This window comes from Pseudomonas sp. FP2254 (assembly GCF_030687695.1).
Lineage (GTDB): Bacteria > Pseudomonadota > Gammaproteobacteria > Pseudomonadales > Pseudomonadaceae > Aquipseudomonas > Aquipseudomonas quebecensis.
In genome coordinates this window covers 3,226,634-3,244,946 of record NZ_CP117444.1, presented here as the reverse complement: position 1 = coordinate 3,244,946, position 18,313 = coordinate 3,226,634, and the positions used below count along the sequence as shown (strand labels likewise).

Below are 18,313 nucleotides of genomic sequence, written 5' to 3'. Positions count from 1 at the left end.
CTGGAAGACTTCACTATGACCCGGCCCCGCTTTCTGCCCGACAACTTCACCCTCACGCTGATCGCCACGGTGATCCTCGCCTCCCTATTGCCCGCCAGCGGCCAGACCGCCGTGGCATTCGGCTGGGTCACCAACCTGGCCATCGCGCTGCTGTTTTTCCTGCACGGCGCCAAGCTTTCGCGCCAGGCCATCGTGGCCGGCGCCGGCCATTGGCGCCTGCACCTGCTGGTGTTCGGCCTGACCTTTGTGCTGTTCCCGTTGCTGGGGCTGGCACTCAAGCCGGTGCTGTCGCCGTTGATCGGCAAAGACCTGTACATGGGCATGCTTTATCTCTGCGCGTTGCCGGCCACGGTGCAGTCGGCCATCGCTTTCACTTCCCTGGCGCGGGGCAATATCCCGGCGGCGATCTGCAGCGCGGCGGCGTCGAGCCTGTTTGGGATCTTCCTCACGCCGTTGCTGGTGACCCTCTTACTCAACGTGCATGGCGACGGCGGCTCCACCGTCGATGCCATCGTGAAAATCAGCGTGCAATTGCTGCTGCCGTTTATCGCCGGGCAGATCGCGCGGCGCTGGATCGGCGAGTGGGTAGGGCGCAACAAGGCGTGGCTGAAGTTCGTCGACCAGGGTTCGATCCTGCTGGTGGTGTACGGCGCGTTCAGCGAAGCGGTGAATGAAGGCATCTGGCACCAGATCCCGCTGTGGGAACTGGGCGGGCTGGTGGTGGCCTGCTGCGTGCTGCTGGCGCTGGTGCTGATGGCGTCCACCGTGTTGGGCAAGGCCTTTGGGTTTAACCAGGAGGACCGCATCACCATCCTGTTCTGCGGCTCGAAGAAAAGCCTGGCGACCGGTGTGCCGATGGCTCAGGTGCTGTTTGCCGGGGCGAGCATGGGCGTATTGATTCTGCCGTTGATGCTGTTTCACCAGATCCAGCTGATGGTGTGTGCGGCGCTGGCGCAGCGTTATGCCAAACGGCCGGAGTCAATTCCAGAACTCATGGCACGGGTCGATCCTTGAAGGTCCGTGTTACTATTTTTCCGCGCTGCTCAAGGGCCGGCATTGGGTCGCCTTGAACCGCGCGGAAACCGAGTACGACGACCTGTAAATGAGCATTTCAGCCGCAACCCCCCAAACCAATTGGCAACCGGTCATCGCCCTGGCGTTGGCCGCGTTCGTCTTCAATACCACTGAGTTCGTGCCCGTCGGGCTGCTCAGCGCCATCGGCGCCAGCTTCGACATGCAGGTCTCCAGCGTCGGCCTGATGCTGACGATCTATGCCTGGATCGTGTCTCTGACCTCGCTGCCGGTGATGCTGCTGACGCGTAACATCGAGCGGCGCAAATTGCTGATCGTGTTGTTCGGCTTGTTTATCGCCAGCCATATCCTCTCCAGCGTGGCCACCAGCTTTGGCCTGCTGATGGTCAGTCGCATCGGCATCGCCTTGTCCCATGCGCTGTTCTGGTCGATCACGGCGTCTCTTGCGGTGCGCCTGGCGCCGGCAGGCAAACAGGTGCAAGCCCTCGGGCTGCTGGCCACCGGTACATCACTGGCGATGGTGCTGGGCATTCCCCTTGGCCGCCTGCTAGGCGAGGCCATGGGCTGGCGCACCACCTTCCTGGTGATCGCCGCGTTTGCGGGCGGGCTGGTGTTCTGGCTGGCGCGTACCTTGCCGCCGCTGCCGAGCCAGAACTCCGGCTCCCTGCGCAGCCTGCCACTGCTGTTCAAGCGCCCGGCGCTGGTGGCGTTGTACGTGCTCACGGCGATGACCGTCACCGCGCAATTCACCGCCTACAGCTACATCGAACCCTTCGTCGAAGGCGTGGCGGGCATGGGCGGCGGCGCCGTGACCCTGATCCTGCTGGTGTTCGGCGGCGCGGGCATTATCGGCTCGCTGCTGTTCAGCCTGGTGCACCGCTTCAATCCGCATCTGTTCGTGGTCGGTACTGTGTTCCTGCTGGCGGCCTGTCTGGCGCTGTTGCTGCCATTGAGTGGCGCCCAATCCTACCTGGTGGGCTTGAGCGTGTTCTGGGGCATGGCGATCATGGGCTTCGGGCTGGCCATGCAATCCAAGGTGCTGGTGCTGGCTCCCGACGCCACGGATGTGGCCATGGCGATGTTCTCCGGTATCTACAACATCGGCATCGGCGGCGGCGCCCTGATGGGCAGTTGGGTCGGCAGCCACTTCGGCTTCGCCTGGATTGGCGCGGCGGGTGGGCTGCTGGCGGCGCTGGCGTTGGTGGGGTATTGCCTGGCGATTCGGCGGTTTGGGACGGGGGTGGGGCCGCGGGAGTAGTTCACCCCGGTAAGGTTCTGCGCTTCTTGTGATTGATTCAGTGCGTTCTTATTTGTCCGGCGCTGAGCGTGGGTCAATCTGGCGCCTGTCTGGACTCATGGGACGGTGCAGCACCTTGGCATTTGAACTACTTTGATTGACGACCGATTCCTGCCCGGTGATGACTGATGCGTACGTTCTGGAAGCGATATGTGGCCCTGCTGGAAAACGACTTGAGTGCGCAGATTTTCGACAATGTGAAAAACCTGCTGGTGTGTGCGCTGTTATTCGCCGCCGGTACCAACACGTTGCTGGGCCAGCAGCCGCTGTTTATTGGCGTGTTTGCCTCGACTGTGGCGGGGTGGGGGCTGATTGTGTTGTCGAGCATGCTGATGCTGTTGAACGTCAGCGATGGCATCCGCCGCCTCGCCAGGTTGCGCTACCACCTGGCGCTGCAACTGTTGTTGATCCTGGTGTATCTGGTCGTGGCCGAGCGAGTGGTAGAGATTGTGTGGGGCTTTCGCGCCCACTGAAGTATCCTGCGCGCCCCGTTTACCACTGATTCAATCCACGATGACAGGACAAGACATGCAGGCGCTGCTGGAGTCGATTCTCGACGAAGTGCGCCCTTTGATCGGCCTCGGCAAAGTCGCCGATTACATCCCCGCGCTGGCCGATGTGCCGGCCAACCAACTTGGCATTGCGGTGTACGGCAACGACGGCTCGGCTTACCGCGCCGGCGACGCCGACACGCTGTTCTCGGTGCAGAGTATTTCCAAGGTGTTCAGCCTGGTGCAGGCGATCGATCATGGCGGCGAAAGCATCTGGGAACGCCTGGGCCACGAGCCTTCGGGGCAGCCGTTCAACTCCCTGGTGCAGCTGGAGTTCGAACGCGGCCGTCCGCGCAACCCGTTCATCAACGCCGGCGCCCTGGTGATCTGCGACATCAACCAGTCGCGCTTCGCCGTGCCGATCCTGTCGATGCGCGATTTCGTGCGGCGCCTGTCGGGCAACCCGCAGATCCTGGTCAACAGCGTCGTCGCCGACTCCGAGGCCCAGCACGGCGCACGCAACGCAGCCATGGCCTACCTGATGAAATCCTTCGGCAACTTCCACAATGACGTGGACGCGGTGCTGCACAGCTACTTCAACTACTGCGCCCTGCAGATGAGCTGCCTGGACCTGGCCAAGGCGTTCAGCTTCCTGGCCAACGAGGGCACGAGCGCCCACAGCGGCGAGCAGATCCTCACGGCTCGCCAGACCAAGCAAGTCAACTCGATCATGGCCACCAGCGGGCTGTATGACGAGGCGGGCAACTTTGCCTATCGCGTGGGCTTGCCGGGCAAGAGCGGTGTGGGCGGCGGCATCGTCGCGGTGGTGCCGGGGCAATTTACCGTATGCGTATGGTCGCCGGAGTTGAACGCAGCGGGGAATTCGCTGGCTGGGATCAAGGCGTTGGAGCTGTTGAGTGAGCGGATTGGGTGGTCGGTGTTTTGAGATCGTTCCCACGCGCGTGGGAACGATTACCTGAGTGTCATGCCGCTGGATGGGCGTCATCCAATGCTTTGTCTACCAACAGTTGGACACCTTCCAGCATTCGGCAGATGCCCAGCGCGACATTGCGTTGTGCACCGTCGATTTCAAAGGCCAGGTGCGTGGCGATGTCGGTGATGGAGGATAGATCCTGGGATGCGTTGACCAGCAGGATTTCTGTGCCCAGGTTGGGGCGTACGGTGAAGAGTCTATCTGGGGGATTTGGGGTGTCTTTGATCATGGTGAAGCTCCTTTGTAAATAGGGCTGCCACGATTCGCGGTCAATCGAAGAGGGTGGCAGCTGTACGCGGGTTGACCGACCGGCCCAAAGAACAAAACCGGCATACCCGAAGGTATCCCGCGTACAGCTGCCGCGACACGATACATCAGACGTAAAAAAACGCCTAAGCTCGGTGTTGGCGCAGTTGCTCTTTGAAGTCGGACGGTCAAATCCGGTCGCTGAATTGGCAGCGACGGAGGAGAGGTTAGTCAGCGAAGTTCCGAGCGACAACCTGAAAGCCTTGTCGGAAAAATCCGAGAAGAGCAAACGCGGAAAGTGAATGCCACGCTGCCGTCGCAGGCCAGGATTTTTCTCGTTGTGCTGCAGAACGAAGTGCGAGGTACTCAAGCCGTGCACCGTTTGGCGGGACGCGGAGCGTCCCGGGCGGCATTCCCACGCAGAGCGTGGGAACGATCAGCCCGCTCGTCACAAAGGTTTATTCAGCGTCTTTTTTGCGTGACTTCACCCACGGCAAAATCATGCCCACCTCCTGCTGGTACCGCCGATACCGCTTACCAAACAACGCCACCAGATCCTTTTCTTCAAAGCTGGCGCCAATGAAGATGTAAACCGTCATCCCCATCGAAAACAACAGGTGCCCAGCCGTCATGTGCGGTGTTGCCCAAAAGGCGATCAGGAAACCCAGGTACAGCGGGTGACGCACGATCTTGTAAAACAATGGCGTTCTGAATTCTGGCGCCTGTGGCGTGGCCCTGCGCCAACGGTCGATGGGCTGCTTGAGCCCGAACAGTTCGAAGTGGCCGATTAAAAAGGTTGCCAGTAAAGCGATGCCCCAGCCCAACCAGAACAGGCCAATCAATAGGCCCCTGGCCCACGTCGTTTCAACTTCCCAAACGGTGAGCGTCATCGGTTGCCACAGCCAGAACATCAGTACAAGCACCAGGCTGCTGAGCAGTACATACGTGGAGCGTTCAAAGGACATCGGAATGACTGCCGCCAGCCACCGCTTGAAGCCTTTGCGTGCCATGACCGTGTGCTGGACGCCGAACAGCAGGATCAGTGCGCAGTTGATCAGCACGGCGAGTGGCCAAGCGAGGAGGGGGCCATCGTTGATGTTTTTGGGCACCGCCACACTGCCGACGAAGCCGATCAAATATAAGAATGTGATTAGGAACACCACGTAACAGCAGGCGCTGTACACCAGTGCGATGGCACGGGCGGCGCGGTTGTTGTTGAGGTTCATGAGTCTGCCCTACCCACAGGATGAATGGGCAGCAAACCTGCAGGTCAGCCACTCCATGGTTAAGCCTAGCGGGTATTGCGTGCGCGGTAACCTGTGAGAATTGACAGTGCTCGGTGTGGCTGGTCGTCGCAATTGCAATGTGGTTTGGAGATAGGTATCCGCCCAAATAAAAAATGCGCCCCTTCGAGCGCATTTTTTTGTTCGGTCAGCCATTACCTATCAGGCAATCGCATCCCACGCACGATCACCGTGCTCGTCCTTGATCCGAGTCGGCAGGCCCATCACGTCCAGCGCCTTCAGGAACGGTTCTGCCGGCAGTTCCTCGACGTTGGCCATGCGCTGCACGTCCCATTCACCACGGGCTACCAGCAGCGCGGCGGCTACCGGTGGTACGCCGGCGGTGTAGGAGATGCCCTGGCTGTCGGTTTCGGCGAAGGCTTCTTCGTGGTCGGCGACGTTGTAGATGAACACCTCACGCGGTTGGCCGTTCTTGGTGCCTTTGACCAGGTCACCGATGCAGGTCTTGCCGGTGTAGCCAGGGGCGAGCGAAGACGGGTCGGGCAGTACGGCCTTGACCACTTTCAACGGCACCACTTCCAGGCCTTCGGCGGTTTTGACCGGCTTTTCGGACAGCAGACCGAGGTTGTTGAGCACGGTGAACACGTTGATGTAGTGCTCGCCAAAGCTCATCCAGAAACGCACGTTGGGCACGTCGAGGTTTTTCGACAGCGAGTGCACTTCATCGTGGCCGGTCAGGTACAGGTTCTGCGAACCGACTACCGGCAGGTCGTCGGTGCGTTTGACTTCGAACATGGTGTTGCTGGTCCACTGGCTGTTCTGCCAGCTCCACACCTGTCCGGTGAATTCGCGGAAGTTGATTTCCGGGTCGAAATTGGTGGCGAAGTATTTGCCATGGGAGCCGGCATTGACGTCGAGGATATCGATCGAATCAATGCGGTCGAAATGCTGTTGCTGCGCCAGCGCGGCATACGCGTTGACGACACCCGGGTCGAAGCCCACGCCGAGGATGGCGGTGATGTTCTTCTGTTTGCACTCTTCCAGGTGGTTCCATTCGTAGTTGCCGTACCACGGCGGGGTCTCGCAGACCTTGCCCGGCTCTTCGTGGATGGCGGTGTCGAGGTACGCTACGCCCGTGTCGATGCAGGCCCGCAGGACCGACATGTTGAGGAACGCGGACCCCACGTTGATGACGATCTGCGAGCCGGTCTCGCGGATCAGGGCCTTGGTCGCTTCCACGTCCAGGGCGTTCAGCGCGAAGGCTTGGATATCGGCGGGTACCTTGAGGCTACCCTTGGCCTTGACGCTGTCGATGATGGCCTGGCATTTGGAGATGTTGCGCGACGCGATAGCAATACGACCGAGCTCGTCGTTGTGCTGCGCGCACTTGTGGGCCACCACCTTGGCGACACCTCCTGCACCAATGATAAGAACGTTCTTTTTCAATTGCTTTATCTCTCCTTTATCCGCCAGCTTACGAAAGGCTGGACAGGTAGTCTTCGTAACCAAATTCACGAACCACCTCGACTGTACCGTCGAGTTGTTTCACTACGATGGACGGCATTTTCAGGCCGTTGAACCAGTTTTTCTTGACCATGGTGTAGCCCGCGGTGTCGATGAACGACAACCGATCGCCGATGGCCAGCGGACGATCGAATTGATATTCGCCGAAGATATCCCCGGCCAGGCAGGATTTGCCGCACACCATATAGGTGTGTTCGCCTTCGCTCGGTGCCAGCTTGGCGTTGAGGCGGTAGATCAGCAGGTCCAGCAGGTGGGCCTCGATGGAGCTGTCGACGACGGCGAGGTTTTTGCCGTTGTAGAGGGTGTCGAGCACGGTGACTTCCAGGGAGGCACTGTTGGTGATCGCCGCTTCACCCGGTTCCAGGTAGACCTGCACGCCGTACTTCTCGGAGAACGCCTTCAAGCGCGCGCAAAAGGCGTCCAGCGCATAGCCTTCGCCGGTGAAGTGGATGCCACCGCCGAGGCTGACCCACTTGACCTTGTGCAGCAGTTCGCCGAAACGCTCTTCGATGGTGCCGAGCATCTTGTCGAACAGGCTGAAATCGCCGTTCTCACAGTTGTTATGGAACATGAAGCCGCTGATCTGCTCGATCACGCCTTCGATTTTCACCGGGTCCCATTCGCCCAGGCGGCTGAACGGACGCGCAGGGTCGGCCAGCAGATAGTCGGAGCTGCTCACCTGCGGGTTCACACGCAGGCCACGGGTCTTGCCTTCGCTGCGTTCGGCAAAGCGCTGCAGTTGGCTGATGGAGTTGAAGATGATCTTGTCGCAGTTCTCCAGCATCTCTTCGATTTCATCGTCGGCCCAGGCCACGCTGTAGGCGTGCGCTTCACCTTCGAACTTCTGGCGACCGAGCTTCAACTCATACAGCGACGACGAGGTGGTGCCGTCCATGTATTGCTGCATCAAGTCGAACACCGACCAAGTGGCAAAGCACTTGAGCGCCAGCAGCGCTTTGGCGCCGGACTGCTCGCGCACATAGGCAATCTTCTGCATATTGACCAGAAGCTTCTGTTTATCGATGAGGTAGTACGGCGTTTTGATCATTTTTGAGAGCCTGCGGCGGTGCCTGCCAAAAAAGGACACGCATTGTGCCCGCACTTGGAACAGATCGAAAGGTTCGTGGGCGGATTTTGCTGCGCCACTTTTAATCTGGCCTGCCAATGTGACAGGCCGTCAGTATGATGGGCCACTCTGACGCCGGGATTTCGCTTAGCTTGCCTTCCCCAGCATGACTGAGGGGCGTCCAGACTGTCACGCACGCGCTCCCACAATCAGCCGGCTCGCTTGAGTTTGATCGCGTGGGTGGCCGTGGCATCGTTGATTCGATGAAAGCCGCAGCGCAGATAAAACGCTGCAGCGTCAGGTGTATCGGTAGACAGGCGCACGGTGCGAAAGCTGGGCGTTGCGAACTCCAGCAGCGCCTGCACCAGTGTCTTGCCCACTTTGCGGTCACGCATTGCGCGCGTCACATATACCCGGCGTAGCCGACCCACTGCTGGGCCTGTATAGGGGTCGATGGACAGACCGCCGACGGCAATCAATTGGCCTTGGTAGAACACGCCCAGCAGGCACTCTCCGGGTCGTTCGAATCGCGCGGTGCGATGCTCCCACTCATTGATCAGTCGCGTCACAAAACGAAAGCCCTCGGCCACTGCTTCGGCTTCCAGCGCACGAATCGGTTCCGCAAGTGCCTGGAGTCTGCGTATTGAAAAGCCTGGGTCGGCCTGAAGAATCTGGTCCATCCGTACACCTGCCCCTAAGCTCACGCCACTTTATTCCTACCCGCCGCCTTGGCCTCATACAACCGCAGATCCGCGCGTTTGAGCAGCGCCAGGGAATCGCGGTCGGCGGGTTCGGCCACGCCGATGCCGATGCTCACCGTCATCTGGCCTACCGTAGGAAACACTGCCGCTGCCACGGCGGCGCGGATCTTTTCGGCGACCACTTCGGGGCTGTCGGGTTCGTCCACCTCCGGCAGCAGCACCGCGAATTCTTCACCGCCGTAACGGGCGACGAAATCGGTGGCGCGGGTCGTTTTTTCGATCACCGAGGCCAGGTGCGCAAGCACCTCATCCCCGATAGCGTGGCCGTAGGTGTCGTTGATGCGCTTGAAGTAGTCGGCGTCGATCAGCAGCAGGGCGAAGGTGCGGCCGGTGCGCTGAAACAGCAGGCTGTTTTCCGCGAGTTTTTCGTCGAAGCGGCGGCGGTTATAAACGCCGGTAAGGGCATCGTGCGTGGCCAGTTTAAGCAGTTCGGCATTGGCCTGGGTGAGGTCGGCGGTGCGCTGGGCGACGGTGGCCTCCAGGGACGCGTTGGCTTCCTGCAGTTCGCGCTCCTTGCTCAACAGCGATTGGGTCATGCCGGCCAGCGAGCGGCCCAGTTGGGCGATCTCCAGCACCGCGTGTTCCTGGGGAAACACCGCGCCGGGCTGCTGGTCCTGCACCTGCTTGGCTGACTTGGCCAGCCGTTCGATCGGACGGCTGAGGGTCGACGCCAGATAATAGGCAACCAGCCCGAACACCACTGCGGCGAGTACGCCCAGTATCAGCAGTTTGTACAGCAACTCGCGCGCCGGTTGCAGGGCGATATCCAGCGGTTGGCGCAGTACGATGTACCACGACAGCTGGGCATTGGACGGGCTCGGCACCGCCACCGATGCCGTCACGTAGCCGTTGCCGGAGGTCCAGCCGGAGGGGCTGTTCAGGTGGGTTGGGGGTATCTGTTGGCCGGCGAGTGCCTCGGGGTAGAGCACCTTGCCATCGCCGTCGATGATCAGCGCTTGCAGGTCCGGCACGGCGTCTTTTTGCTGGGTGGCCGACTCGACGATATGGGTGACCCAGCTCCAATGCGCGTGGGCTCCAAGCACGCCGATCGTCTCGCCCTGGGCGTTGCGGATCGGCGCGGCAAAGTCGATGAAGCGCAACGGCTCACCACTGGGCGACCCCGGCATCAGCTTGGCCAGCAACACCGCTTCGTGGGGATCGCCGGTGTACTCGCCGCGCATGCCGGCCTGGAACCAGGGGCGTTGCTGCACCGATTGATTGACCAACAGCCCGTTGACCGCCTGATGCACACGCCCCTGGGTGTCGGCCACGCCCATCCATGCATACTCGGCGCGCGATTGGCTGCGCAATTCCATCAGTGTAAGGATATCCGGCGCGTCCAAGTTGCCCAGGCGCATCAACGGCGCCTTGCTCAGCAGCGACACTTCCAGTTGGCGTTCGCGCAGTTGCATGGCCAGCAGCGCAGCGGTGGAACGAGCAGCGCCGAGCAAGGCATTACCGCTGGCCTGACGCACCTGGCCGGTGGCGATATGGCCCACATAGAATCCGACACTCAACAGCGTGAGCAATGACAAACCGGCAAACCACAGGGTCAAGTGACTACGCAGACTGGTTTTGATCATGAATGCTCAAATGAGTAATTATTTTGACGCATGGTATGCCCGATGCAGGGGTGGCCGCCAGCCAGGACTTGCCCGACTTTGGGGTTAACATGAGCGAATCTTGTGTTCATCTAAAATAAAATGAGTTTGTCTCACTCTGATCACCTGCCGACAATAGCCGCCATTACCACTTGTATTGGAGTTGCACGTCATGGCAGTCGCTCATTCCCTCGGGTTTCCACGCATTGGACGCGACCGAGAATTGAAAAAAGCCCAGGAAGCCTTCTGGAAGGGCGAACTCGATGAAGCCGGCCTGCGTGCCGTGGGCCGTGAGCTGCGCCAGGCACATTGGGCGCTGCAGAAACAGGCGGGTATCGAGTTGTTGCCGGCCGGTGATTTTGCCTGGTACGACCAAGTGCTGACCCACTCGCTGATGTTCGGCGTGGTCCCCGAGCGTTTTCGCCCAGCCGATGGCCAGGCCACGCTGCATACTCTGTTCGCCATGGCCCGAGGGGTCAGCGACCCCTGCTGCGGCGGTGCCCATGCCCAGGAAATGACCAAGTGGTTCGACACCAATTATCACTACCTCGTACCTGAGTTCAGCGCCGACCAGCACTTCCATCTCGGTTGGGACCAACTGTTCGATGAGGTCAGGGAAGCCCGCGACCTAGGGCACACCGTCAAGCCGGTGATCATTGGCCCGCTGACTTACTTGTGGCTGGGCAAAGCCAAGGGTGGCGAGTTCGACAAGCTCGATTTACTCGATCGCCTGTTGCCACTGTACGGTCAGATCTTCCAGCGCCTGGCGGAACTGGGGGTGGAATGGGTGCAGATCGACGAACCGATCCTGGTGCTCGACCTGCCGCAGGCGTGGAAGAACGCGTTTGAACGCGCCTACAACCAAATCCAGCGCGATCCGCTGAAAAAACTGCTCGCCACCTACTTCGGTGGCCTGGAGGAAAACCTCGGCCTGGCCGCCAACCTGCCGGTGGACGGCCTGCATATCGACCTGGTGCGCGCGCCGGACCAGTACCCGACCATCCTCGACCGTTTGCCCGCCTACAAAGTGTTGTCGCTGGGCGTGGTCAACGGCCGCAACGTCTGGCGCTGCGACCTGGAAAAGGCGTTGGCGACCCTGCAGCACGCGCATGAGCGCCTTGGCGATCGGCTGTGGGTGGCGCCGTCGTGTTCGTTGCTGCACAGCCCAGTGGACCTCGGTCGTGAAGACCAGCTCGACGCCGAGCTGAAAAGTTGGTTGGCGTTTGCCGTACAGAAATGCGCCGAAGTGGTGCTGTTGGCCCAGGCGGTCGATCAGCCAGACGCCGCCAATGTGCGCGCCGCACTCACTGAAAGCCGCACCGTGCAGGCAGCTCGCGCGGGTTCGCCACGTATCCACAAACCGGCGGTGCAGGCGCGCGTAGCCGCCATCACGGCCGAGGACAGCCAGCGCCAGTCGCCATTTGCCCAGCGCATCGAGCGGCAGCGCGCCGGCCTTGATCTGCCGCTGTTTCCCACGACCACCATCGGCTCATTCCCGCAGACCGCGTCGATCCGCCTGGCGCGTCAATCCTACAAGCAAGGCAAGTTGAGTGAGGCCGAATACGTCGAAGCCATGCACAGCGAGATCCGCCACGCAGTCGAGGTGCAGGAGCACCTTGGGCTGGACGTACTGGTACACGGCGAAGCCGAACGTAACGACATGGTCGAGTATTTTGCCGAGCAACTGGACGGCTATGCGTTTACCCGGTTCGGCTGGGTACAGAGCTACGGTTCGCGCTGCGTGAAACCGGCGGTGATTGTCGGCGATCTGAGCCGTCCGCACCCCATGACCGTCGAGTGGATCCGCTACGCCCAGGGCCTGACCCGCAAGGTAATGAAAGGCATGCTGACCGGCCCGGTGACCCTGTTGATGTGGTCATTCCCGCGCGAAGACGTGAGCCGCGAAGCGCAGGCCCGGCAATTGGCCCTGGCGGTTCGGGATGAAGTGCTGGACCTGGAGGCCGCGGGCATCCGCATCGTGCAGATTGACGAAGCGGCATTCCGTGAAGGCTTGCCGTTGCGTCAGGCGCAGTGGCAGTCGTACCTGGACTGGGCCACCGAAGCGTTCCGACTGTGCGCCGCTGGCGTGCGCGATGAAACCCAGATCCATACGCACATGTGCTACAGCGAGTTCAACGACGTGATCGAGTCCATCGCGGCCATGGATGCCGATGTGATTACCATCGAAACCTTGCGCTCGGACATGCAGTTGCTGGAGGCCTTCGAAGCGTTCGATTACCCCAACGACATCGGCCCGGGCGTCTATGACATTCACTCGCCTCGTGTGCCGGATGCCTCGGAGATGGCCAACCTGCTGCGCAAGGCCGCCCGGCGCATCCCCGCCGAGCGCTTATGGGTGAACCCGGATTGCGGGTTGAAGACACGCGCCTGGCCGGAGACGGAAGCGGCGTTGATTCATATGGTCACCGCGGCCCGCCAACTGCGCGCCGAGCTGGCTTGACACGGTAAAAAGTGCGGAGGGGGCTTGTTGTGGTGAGGGGACTTGCCCCCTCCCACAACTGGATCGGTGTCAGCTCAAAGGTATTTAAGCCAGGCCAGGTCGCGGCGACGGTTTTTGAGCGTGGCGAACCAGCGCACGGGCGGGTACAGCGCCAAGGGCAACACCAGCGCCAGCAGCCATACCGCACCGATAGTGTCGAAGCCGAAGTAGTTGCCATGGTTCAGGCCGAACAGCGCGACACAGGCGACATACAGCACTTTCAATACATAAAGATGCAGCAGATAAAAGAACATCGGCGCGCTACCCAGCACCGCCAACACGCCAATCCAGCGTCGATGCCCCGCGCGTTCAAACGCCAGCAACAGCAACAGCCCAATCCCCAGTGTCAGCATCAGGAACAACAGCGAAGGCGGGTACTTGGTCACATTAAAAAAACTCATCAACGTTTGCACGTCGCTGTCATACGCCTGCCAGGGTTTTTCGCCATAGCCATTGGCTGCACGCAGCCCCACAAACCCCACCAGCGCACTCGCGCCGGCCCACAACAGATAACGCTGGCGTACGCTTTGGGAGGTCATCTGCGCAAACCACGGGCCGAGGCCGTAGCCCAGGGCAATCACACCGATCCACGGCAACACTGGGTAGGTGACGCGCAGGCGCAGGTTCTCGCTGAGGTCTATCCAGCTGCGTTCATGCGCAATCGCCCATAGGTGTTGCAGCGCCGACCCGTTTGCGACGTGCACGCCGTCAAGCAGGTTGTGGCCGGCAATGAGCAGCAGCGCCAGCCCGATCAGCAACGCGCGCGGCAGCCACACCAGCGCGGCCAGGGCGAGCATGCTCACGCCGATGGCCCAGATCACCTGCAGGTAGATCACGCTGGGCGGTAACTGGAAGGTCCAGGCGAAGTTGACCAGGGTAAATTCCAGCACCACCAGAAACAGCCCGCGCTTGAACAGAAATGCCGACACATCGCGCCGCCCTTGGTGTTTTTGACCATACAGCCAGGCCGAGAGCCCGGTGAGTAATACGAACACCGGTGCGCAGAGATGGGCGAGCGTGCGGCTGATAAACAGCGCCGGCTCCGTGCTGTCAATGTTCATCGGGTCGCTGACCTGGCGGTGCAGCAGGAAGGTCTCGCGCACATGGTCGAGCAGCATGAACAGAATCACCAGGCCACGCAGGGCGTCGATGGAGAGCAGTCGTTGGCGCGCAGGGGCAGCGTCGGTCATGGGCGAGGGTCACAGGGCCGGTTGAGAAGGAGTGTTATCCTATAACATTCGAGTGTGTCGTGCCGTGCTTCTGATACCGTTATTGTTTAAGCCTTACTGGAGTCCGCCACCGTGATCCCCCATGACGCCACAGCCAGTCACACCGCCCAGGACGTTCTCGATTTCTGGAAAACCGCCGGCCCCAAGCGCTGGTTCGCCAAGAGCGAAGCCTTCGACGCCACTTTCCGGGACACGTTCTACGCCACCCATCTGCAAGCCGCCCGCCGCGAGCTGGAGGGTTGGCTGGACTCGGCGCAAGGCGCGCTGGCCCTGCTGATCCTGCTGGACCAATTCCCGCGCAACGCCTTTCGCGGCACCGCGCATATGTTCGCCACCGACCCGCTGGCGCGGCTGTATGCGCAGCGCATGCTCGACGCCGGGCTGGACCAGCAGGTTGAACCGGCGTTGCGCGCCTTCTGCTACCTGCCATTCGAGCACTCCGAAGAACGCGCCGACCAGCAACGCTCCCTGCAACTCAATCAGACGCTGGATGCGAACACCTTTCGTTGGGCCAAGGAACATGCGCGCATCATCGAACGATTTGGGCGCTTCCCCCATCGCAATAAAGTGCTGGCGCGGATCACCACGGCAGAGGAGCAGGCGTTCCTGGACACCGGAGGCTTTGCCGGGTAACGGCTATTCCTGCCGGGAATGCCCCCATAAAAAGCCTGCATTGTCTTTATCGTCGTCGATCTCGTAGCGTAGGGCTTCATTTCAAGGAGATCGCCATGCGCCACGAACCGTTGCGTCTTTACGTCGATTCGCTCTACACCAGCCCTTACGCAATGTCGGTTTTCGTCGCCCTGCAAGAAAAAGGCCTGGCGTTCGATACGATCCCTCTGGACCTGGAGGCAGGGCAAAACCAGGCGGCCGACTATGCGCGGCTGTCGCTGACACAACGGGTGCCGACGCTGATCGAGGGGGATTTTGCCTTGTCGGAGTCCTCCGCGATCACCGAGTACCTGGAGCAGGTTTACCCGCCTATCCCGGTGTATCCCACCGACCCGAAGCAGCGTGCCAAAGCGCGCCAAGTACAGGCCTGGTTACGCAGTGATTTGCTGCCGATCCGCCAGGAGCGCTCGACGCTGGTGGTGTTCTGCGGGCAGAAAATGCCGCCGTTGTCGCCAGTGGCCGAAGCGGCCGCGGCTAAATTGATTGCGGCGGCCCAGGCACTGCTGTCGGATAACCCGGTTCACCTGTGCGGCGAGTGGTCAATTGCCGATGTAGACCTGGCGGTGATGCTTAACCGCCTGATCCTCAATGGCGACGCAGTGCCCGCCGAGCTGGTGGCGTATGCGCAGCGCCAGTGGCAGCGGCCGTCGGTGCAGGCGTGGGTCAATCAGCCACGTCCGGCGCTGTAGCCGGCTCGGCCAGTTGCGCGGCACGCCGGTCGAGGTCTTCCCAATCGGCCATGCCCAACACCCGCGTGGTGTTCAAACCGCGCAGGTAGCCGCGCAACTGCTGCGCGCTGGCCTGGAACCGGTCGGCGTCCACCGTCTTATCCTGCAGCACCTGCTCATACTCGGCCAGGTAATCGGCGACCCGATCGCGAAACTCCGGCAGGACGGCTTCGCGGATGCGGTCGAAGGTTTTCTGGTGGGGCTTCATGGCGTGGTCCTTATAGTTTTAGCGGTGCACTATCGCTTCAGATAATAGTCACCATCACGTAACGCAAGTTCTGTTTTTGCCGCATAAGCGCAAAATTGCCTCATCGACACGCCGTTCAGGGAAATGCGCGATGAGAACGTTTATTCAATTGTGTTCAATCATTCTGATGCTGGGGGCGGCTGCGCTCAATAACGCGGCAATTGCCGGCGATCTGCGTGCAGGCCATTTGCTACCTATCGTCGGTAGCGTAGACTCTCTGCAGCCTACGCAATCGGTGGGTGTGTTGCTGAGCGACAACACCCGCGACAATCTCAGCTACCTTGAACGCTACCACGACATGGCCTTGAACGGCGCCAAGGATGCCCTCGATTCACGCATCCGCGCAGCGTTCGTCAACAGCTCCGACCCGGAACTTGCCATGGACTGGTTGATGCATTCGCTGCAGGGCAGCTTCGTCTCGGTCACCGTCTACGACAACCTGGATGCCCTGGTGCGAGCGCATCCGGATGTGGTGGTGATGCTCGACACTCACAACCAGTTGCTGACCCCGCGTAATGACCAGGTCCAAGCGCGGTTTGTGGCGCGGTTCTATGATGCCGATCTGCAATACATCGCCAAGGCCGAGGGCTCGGTACACCGTCATGTGCCGTCGGTGTGGGTGCGCGACAAGGCTGCGCCGGAGATTGCGGCGCAGATCGAACAGCAGCGCGATGTACAGCTCGACGCCTTGAAGCAGTTCGATGCATCGCTCAAGGCGCTGATGCGTGCGGGTTGATATGAACTTTTACTTTTATCGTCAGGATGTTTTCATGCGCTCTTTTTTCGTACCGGCCACGGCCTTCACTTCTTTGTTGCTGGCCGGTTGCGTCTCTGCCCCTAACACTCCGAGCTTGACCCTGCAGACCACCAAAACCCCTGAAGGCTATGTGCAGTGCGTGCTGCCCAAGCTGGAAAAACACGCTATCACCTCCACGGTGACGCAAAACTCGCGTCACGCCAAAGTGCTGTTGACCAGCCGGATTGCCGCCGACGATGTGCTCGAAGCCTACAAGGCCGGGGAGGGCGCCAAGGTGTTTTTGTATGAGCGCAAGCCGCTGGCGTCGACTATTACGCCGTCGCGCCTGGAGATAGCGGCCAAGGAATGCCAATAACGCGATGCGCTGATAGGAGAGGGGCCTGGCCCCTCCCGCCAAGCGGATTTACGGTTTAACTTCGTCAGCGAAGTGACGCACTGTTTTGATCAGCCCCTGTGCGGCCAACGCCACCAGTTCCCCGCCTTTTTCCACCGTCGCCAGCGCCGGGTCGGAACCCATGCGCCCATCGGGGAAGCGTGCGCGGAAGTCCAGCGCTTCGCGGATCGGCCCGGTGTTGGCGATCTGCGGCGAATAGTCGGCTGTCTTGATTGCATCCGGGTAAGCCCATTGCGTCACTGCGATTTCCGACGGCGTGGCGTGGCTGCCATGACCCACGGGGAACTGACGATGGGCCAGCTCATTGACACCCTCCAGATCCCACCAGTTCACCAGTTTCAGCGCGAACCCGGCCGGACGCCGGGCGAAGCTGGCTTCGGCGTACAACTCGGAAAACGCCGCTTCAATCGTGGCGATATTGCCGCCATGGCCGTTCAGGAACAGGATCTTCTCGAAGCCATGCCCGGCCAGCGAGCGCACCCAATCGCCAATCGCGGCGATAAAAGTGGAGGGGCGCAGAGAGATGGTGCCGGGAAACCCCAGATGGTGCTGGGCCATGCCGATATTGAACGTGGGGCCGATCAGCAGGTCGGCGTGCCGTTGTGCCTCATGGGCGATGATTTCCGGGCACATCCAGTCGGTGCCCAGCAGACCGGTCGGGCCGTGCTGCTCGTTGGAACCGATGGGCACCACCACCGTGCGGCTGCGCTGCAGAAACTGCTCGATCTCGATCCAGGTGGACTTATGTAGAAGCATGGGGTGCTCTCTTTAATCGGTGGGGACAGGCTAACCGCCACGGATTGTACGACTACTGGCCACCTGTTGGGGCTTGCAATTGAGGTAAGTGGAAGACTTCAACCAGCGCTGGTCGGGATACCACGAAAACATGAACTGGCCGTCCTTGAGCTTGTCCACCACTTGACGCGCCACTTGCGGGCGCACGGCCGGGCAACCCTGGCTGCGGCCAATACGGCCTTCGCGCTTGCTCCACAGTGGGCTGACGTAATCGGCGGCATGAATCACAATAGCGCGGTCGCGGGCCGAGTCATTGAACCCCGGCTCCAGCCCGTCCATGCGCAGTGAATAACCATGGGTGCCCAGGTAACTTTCCTGGGTGCGGAACAGGCCAAGGCTGGACTGGTGGCTGCCTTCAAGGTTGGAGAACTGGGTGGCGAAGTTTTCCCCGGACTTGGCGCCGTGGGCCACCAGGTCGCGCAGCACCAGGGTTTTCTTGCGCAGGTCGAAGATCCACAGGCGACGGGCGGTCGAAGGTTGGGAATAATCGATCACGGCCAGGCGTTCGGAGCGTTCTTCGCCGTTGCTGACTGCACATTGCACCGCGTTAAGGGCGCTTTTGAGCACAGTGGGATTGAGTTCTGGAGCCGATCGCGCCAGGCTGTTATACAAGGAAGGCACGTTGCCATTGGCGGCGAGCACAGAGTTACTCAACGCAGCCAGGCTTGCGGCCATCAGGCCGAGGCGGCACAGGAAAGTCAGCATCTACAGTACAACCCCCCACTGTGGATTGGA

The 18,313-nt window shown here is 60.8% G+C and carries 19 protein-coding genes; 9 read left to right on the top strand and 10 right to left on the bottom strand.

Going from position 1 to position 18,313, the window contains the following annotated elements:
• The first annotated feature begins 15 nt into the window (after window positions 1-15).
• The 4 genes from PSH94_RS14815 to glsB all read left to right on the top strand — a co-directional run bounded on the left by PSH94_RS14815 (window position 16) and on the right by glsB (window position 3,766).
• Window positions 16-1,014, top strand: coding sequence for a bile acid:sodium symporter family protein (locus PSH94_RS14815; RefSeq protein WP_305435026.1), 999 nt, complete (start codon window positions 16-18; stop codon window positions 1,012-1,014).
• 88 nt (window positions 1,015-1,102) lie between these two features.
• Window positions 1,103-2,290, top strand: coding sequence for a sugar transporter (locus PSH94_RS14810; protein WP_305435024.1), 1,188 nt, complete (start codon window positions 1,103-1,105; stop codon window positions 2,288-2,290).
• Window positions 2,291-2,457: 167 nt separating this feature from the next.
• A complete protein-coding gene (locus tag PSH94_RS14805) occupies window positions 2,458-2,802 on the top strand; it encodes a hypothetical protein (RefSeq protein WP_181076762.1) in 345 nt (114 codons plus the stop codon).
• Window positions 2,803-2,857: 55 nt separating this feature from the next.
• Window positions 2,858-3,766 (top strand): glutaminase B, encoded by a 909-nt coding sequence (glsB, locus tag PSH94_RS14800; protein WP_032889526.1) that lies wholly within the window; start codon window positions 2,858-2,860, stop codon window positions 3,764-3,766.
• 37 nt (window positions 3,767-3,803) lie between these two features.
• Here glsB and PSH94_RS14795 read toward each other — a convergent pair whose 3' ends face one another.
• From PSH94_RS14795 to PSH94_RS14770, 6 genes are all read right to left on the bottom strand, one after another.
• Window positions 3,804-4,043, bottom strand: coding sequence for a DUF6124 family protein (locus PSH94_RS14795; protein WP_305435021.1), 240 nt, complete (start codon window positions 4,041-4,043; stop codon window positions 3,804-3,806).
• A gap of 475 nt (window positions 4,044-4,518) precedes the next feature.
• Window positions 4,519-5,286 (bottom strand): methanethiol S-methyltransferase, encoded by a 768-nt coding sequence (gene mddA / locus PSH94_RS14790; RefSeq protein ID WP_305435019.1) that lies wholly within the window; start codon window positions 5,284-5,286, stop codon window positions 4,519-4,521.
• 219 nt (window positions 5,287-5,505) lie between these two features.
• Window positions 5,506-6,750 (bottom strand): saccharopine dehydrogenase family protein, encoded by a 1,245-nt coding sequence (locus PSH94_RS14785; RefSeq protein ID WP_253508146.1) that lies wholly within the window; start codon window positions 6,748-6,750, stop codon window positions 5,506-5,508.
• Between the two features lie 28 nt (window positions 6,751-6,778).
• Window positions 6,779-7,876, bottom strand: a complete 1,098-nt coding sequence (locus PSH94_RS14780; protein WP_181076771.1) for a carboxynorspermidine decarboxylase — start codon at window positions 7,874-7,876, stop codon at window positions 6,779-6,781.
• A 227-nt stretch (window positions 7,877-8,103) separates the two neighbouring features.
• Entirely contained in the window at window positions 8,104-8,574 is a 471-nt protein-coding gene (locus tag PSH94_RS14775) for a GNAT family N-acetyltransferase (protein ID WP_305435016.1), read from the bottom strand.
• 20 nt (window positions 8,575-8,594) lie between these two features.
• Entirely contained in the window at window positions 8,595-10,238 is a 1,644-nt protein-coding gene (locus PSH94_RS14770) for a diguanylate cyclase (protein WP_253508142.1), read from the bottom strand.
• 190 nt (window positions 10,239-10,428) lie between these two features.
• Here PSH94_RS14770 and metE point away from each other — a divergent pair, with 190 nt between their 5' ends.
• Window positions 10,429-12,717, top strand: a complete 2,289-nt coding sequence (metE, locus tag PSH94_RS14765; RefSeq protein ID WP_305435015.1) for a 5-methyltetrahydropteroyltriglutamate--homocysteine S-methyltransferase — start codon at window positions 10,429-10,431, stop codon at window positions 12,715-12,717.
• Window positions 12,718-12,791: 74 nt separating this feature from the next.
• Here the strand turns inward: metE and PSH94_RS14760 are convergent, their stop codons facing one another.
• The gene (locus PSH94_RS14760) at window positions 12,792-13,946 is read right to left on the bottom strand and encodes a DUF1624 domain-containing protein (protein WP_305435013.1); all 1,155 of its coding nucleotides are present in this window, start codon (window positions 13,944-13,946) and stop codon (window positions 12,792-12,794) included.
• A gap of 111 nt (window positions 13,947-14,057) precedes the next feature.
• Between PSH94_RS14760 and PSH94_RS14755 the strand changes: the two genes are divergently transcribed.
• Window positions 14,058-14,618 carry a DUF924 family protein gene (locus PSH94_RS14755; RefSeq protein WP_266247831.1) on the top strand — a complete coding sequence of 187 codons (561 nt, stop codon included), beginning with the start codon at window positions 14,058-14,060 and terminating at the stop codon, window positions 14,616-14,618.
• Between the two features lie 95 nt (window positions 14,619-14,713).
• Window positions 14,714-15,346, top strand: a complete 633-nt coding sequence (gene yfcF, locus PSH94_RS14750; protein ID WP_305435011.1) for a glutathione transferase — start codon at window positions 14,714-14,716, stop codon at window positions 15,344-15,346.
• Here yfcF and PSH94_RS14745 read toward each other — a convergent pair.
• The gene (locus PSH94_RS14745) at window positions 15,321-15,593 is read right to left on the bottom strand and encodes a hypothetical protein (RefSeq protein ID WP_181076782.1); all 273 of its coding nucleotides are present in this window, start codon (window positions 15,591-15,593) and stop codon (window positions 15,321-15,323) included. The two genes, yfcF and PSH94_RS14745, sit on opposite strands and share 26 nt — an antisense overlap.
• A gap of 130 nt (window positions 15,594-15,723) precedes the next feature.
• Between PSH94_RS14745 and PSH94_RS14740 the strand changes: the two genes are divergently transcribed.
• Entirely contained in the window at window positions 15,724-16,368 is a 645-nt protein-coding gene (locus tag PSH94_RS14740) for an ATPase (RefSeq protein ID WP_253508131.1), read from the top strand.
• A gap of 34 nt (window positions 16,369-16,402) precedes the next feature.
• Window positions 16,403-16,744, top strand: a complete 342-nt coding sequence (locus PSH94_RS14735; protein WP_305435008.1) for a hypothetical protein — start codon at window positions 16,403-16,405, stop codon at window positions 16,742-16,744.
• A 48-nt stretch (window positions 16,745-16,792) separates the two neighbouring features.
• Here the strand turns inward: PSH94_RS14735 and PSH94_RS14730 are convergent, their stop codons facing one another.
• Window positions 16,793-17,539: a creatininase family protein gene (locus PSH94_RS14730; protein WP_181076787.1), complete on the bottom strand. Its 747-nt coding sequence runs from the start codon at window positions 17,537-17,539 to the stop codon at window positions 16,793-16,795.
• A 30-nt stretch (window positions 17,540-17,569) separates the two neighbouring features.
• Window positions 17,570-18,283: a murein L,D-transpeptidase catalytic domain family protein gene (locus PSH94_RS14725; protein WP_181076789.1), complete on the bottom strand. Its 714-nt coding sequence runs from the start codon at window positions 18,281-18,283 to the stop codon at window positions 17,570-17,572.
• Window positions 18,284-18,313: the final 30 nt, after the last annotated feature.

What these genes read in the sequence shown, in the direction of transcription:
- PSH94_RS14795 (WP_305435021.1), bottom strand. Translation starts at nt 4,043, where the DNA reads ATGATCAAAGACACCCCAAATCCCCCAGATAGACTCTTCACCGTACGC.
- yfcF (WP_305435011.1), top strand. Translation starts at nt 14,714, where the DNA reads ATGCGCCACGAACCGTTGCGTCTTTACGTCGATTCGCTCTACACCAGC.
- glsB (WP_032889526.1), top strand. Translation starts at nt 2,858, where the DNA reads ATGCAGGCGCTGCTGGAGTCGATTCTCGACGAAGTGCGCCCTTTGATC.
- PSH94_RS14775 (WP_305435016.1), bottom strand. Translation starts at nt 8,574, where the DNA reads ATGGACCAGATTCTTCAGGCCGACCCAGGCTTTTCAATACGCAGACTC.
- PSH94_RS14805 (WP_181076762.1), top strand. Translation starts at nt 2,458, where the DNA reads ATGCGTACGTTCTGGAAGCGATATGTGGCCCTGCTGGAAAACGACTTG.
- PSH94_RS14725 (WP_181076789.1), bottom strand. Translation starts at nt 18,283, where the DNA reads ATGCTGACTTTCCTGTGCCGCCTCGGCCTGATGGCCGCAAGCCTGGCT.
- PSH94_RS14740 (WP_253508131.1), top strand. Translation starts at nt 15,724, where the DNA reads ATGAGAACGTTTATTCAATTGTGTTCAATCATTCTGATGCTGGGGGCG.
- PSH94_RS14770 (WP_253508142.1), bottom strand. Translation starts at nt 10,238, where the DNA reads ATGATCAAAACCAGTCTGCGTAGTCACTTGACCCTGTGGTTTGCCGGT.
- mddA (WP_305435019.1), bottom strand. Translation starts at nt 5,286, where the DNA reads ATGAACCTCAACAACAACCGCGCCGCCCGTGCCATCGCACTGGTGTAC.
- PSH94_RS14735 (WP_305435008.1), top strand. Translation starts at nt 16,403, where the DNA reads ATGCGCTCTTTTTTCGTACCGGCCACGGCCTTCACTTCTTTGTTGCTG.
- PSH94_RS14745 (WP_181076782.1), bottom strand. Translation starts at nt 15,593, where the DNA reads ATGAAGCCCCACCAGAAAACCTTCGACCGCATCCGCGAAGCCGTCCTG.
- PSH94_RS14760 (WP_305435013.1), bottom strand. Translation starts at nt 13,946, where the DNA reads ATGACCGACGCTGCCCCTGCGCGCCAACGACTGCTCTCCATCGACGCC.
- PSH94_RS14780 (WP_181076771.1), bottom strand. Translation starts at nt 7,876, where the DNA reads ATGATCAAAACGCCGTACTACCTCATCGATAAACAGAAGCTTCTGGTC.
- PSH94_RS14810 (WP_305435024.1), top strand. Translation starts at nt 1,103, where the DNA reads ATGAGCATTTCAGCCGCAACCCCCCAAACCAATTGGCAACCGGTCATC.
- PSH94_RS14815 (WP_305435026.1), top strand. Translation starts at nt 16, where the DNA reads ATGACCCGGCCCCGCTTTCTGCCCGACAACTTCACCCTCACGCTGATC.
- PSH94_RS14730 (WP_181076787.1), bottom strand. Translation starts at nt 17,539, where the DNA reads ATGCTTCTACATAAGTCCACCTGGATCGAGATCGAGCAGTTTCTGCAG.
- metE (WP_305435015.1), top strand. Translation starts at nt 10,429, where the DNA reads ATGGCAGTCGCTCATTCCCTCGGGTTTCCACGCATTGGACGCGACCGA.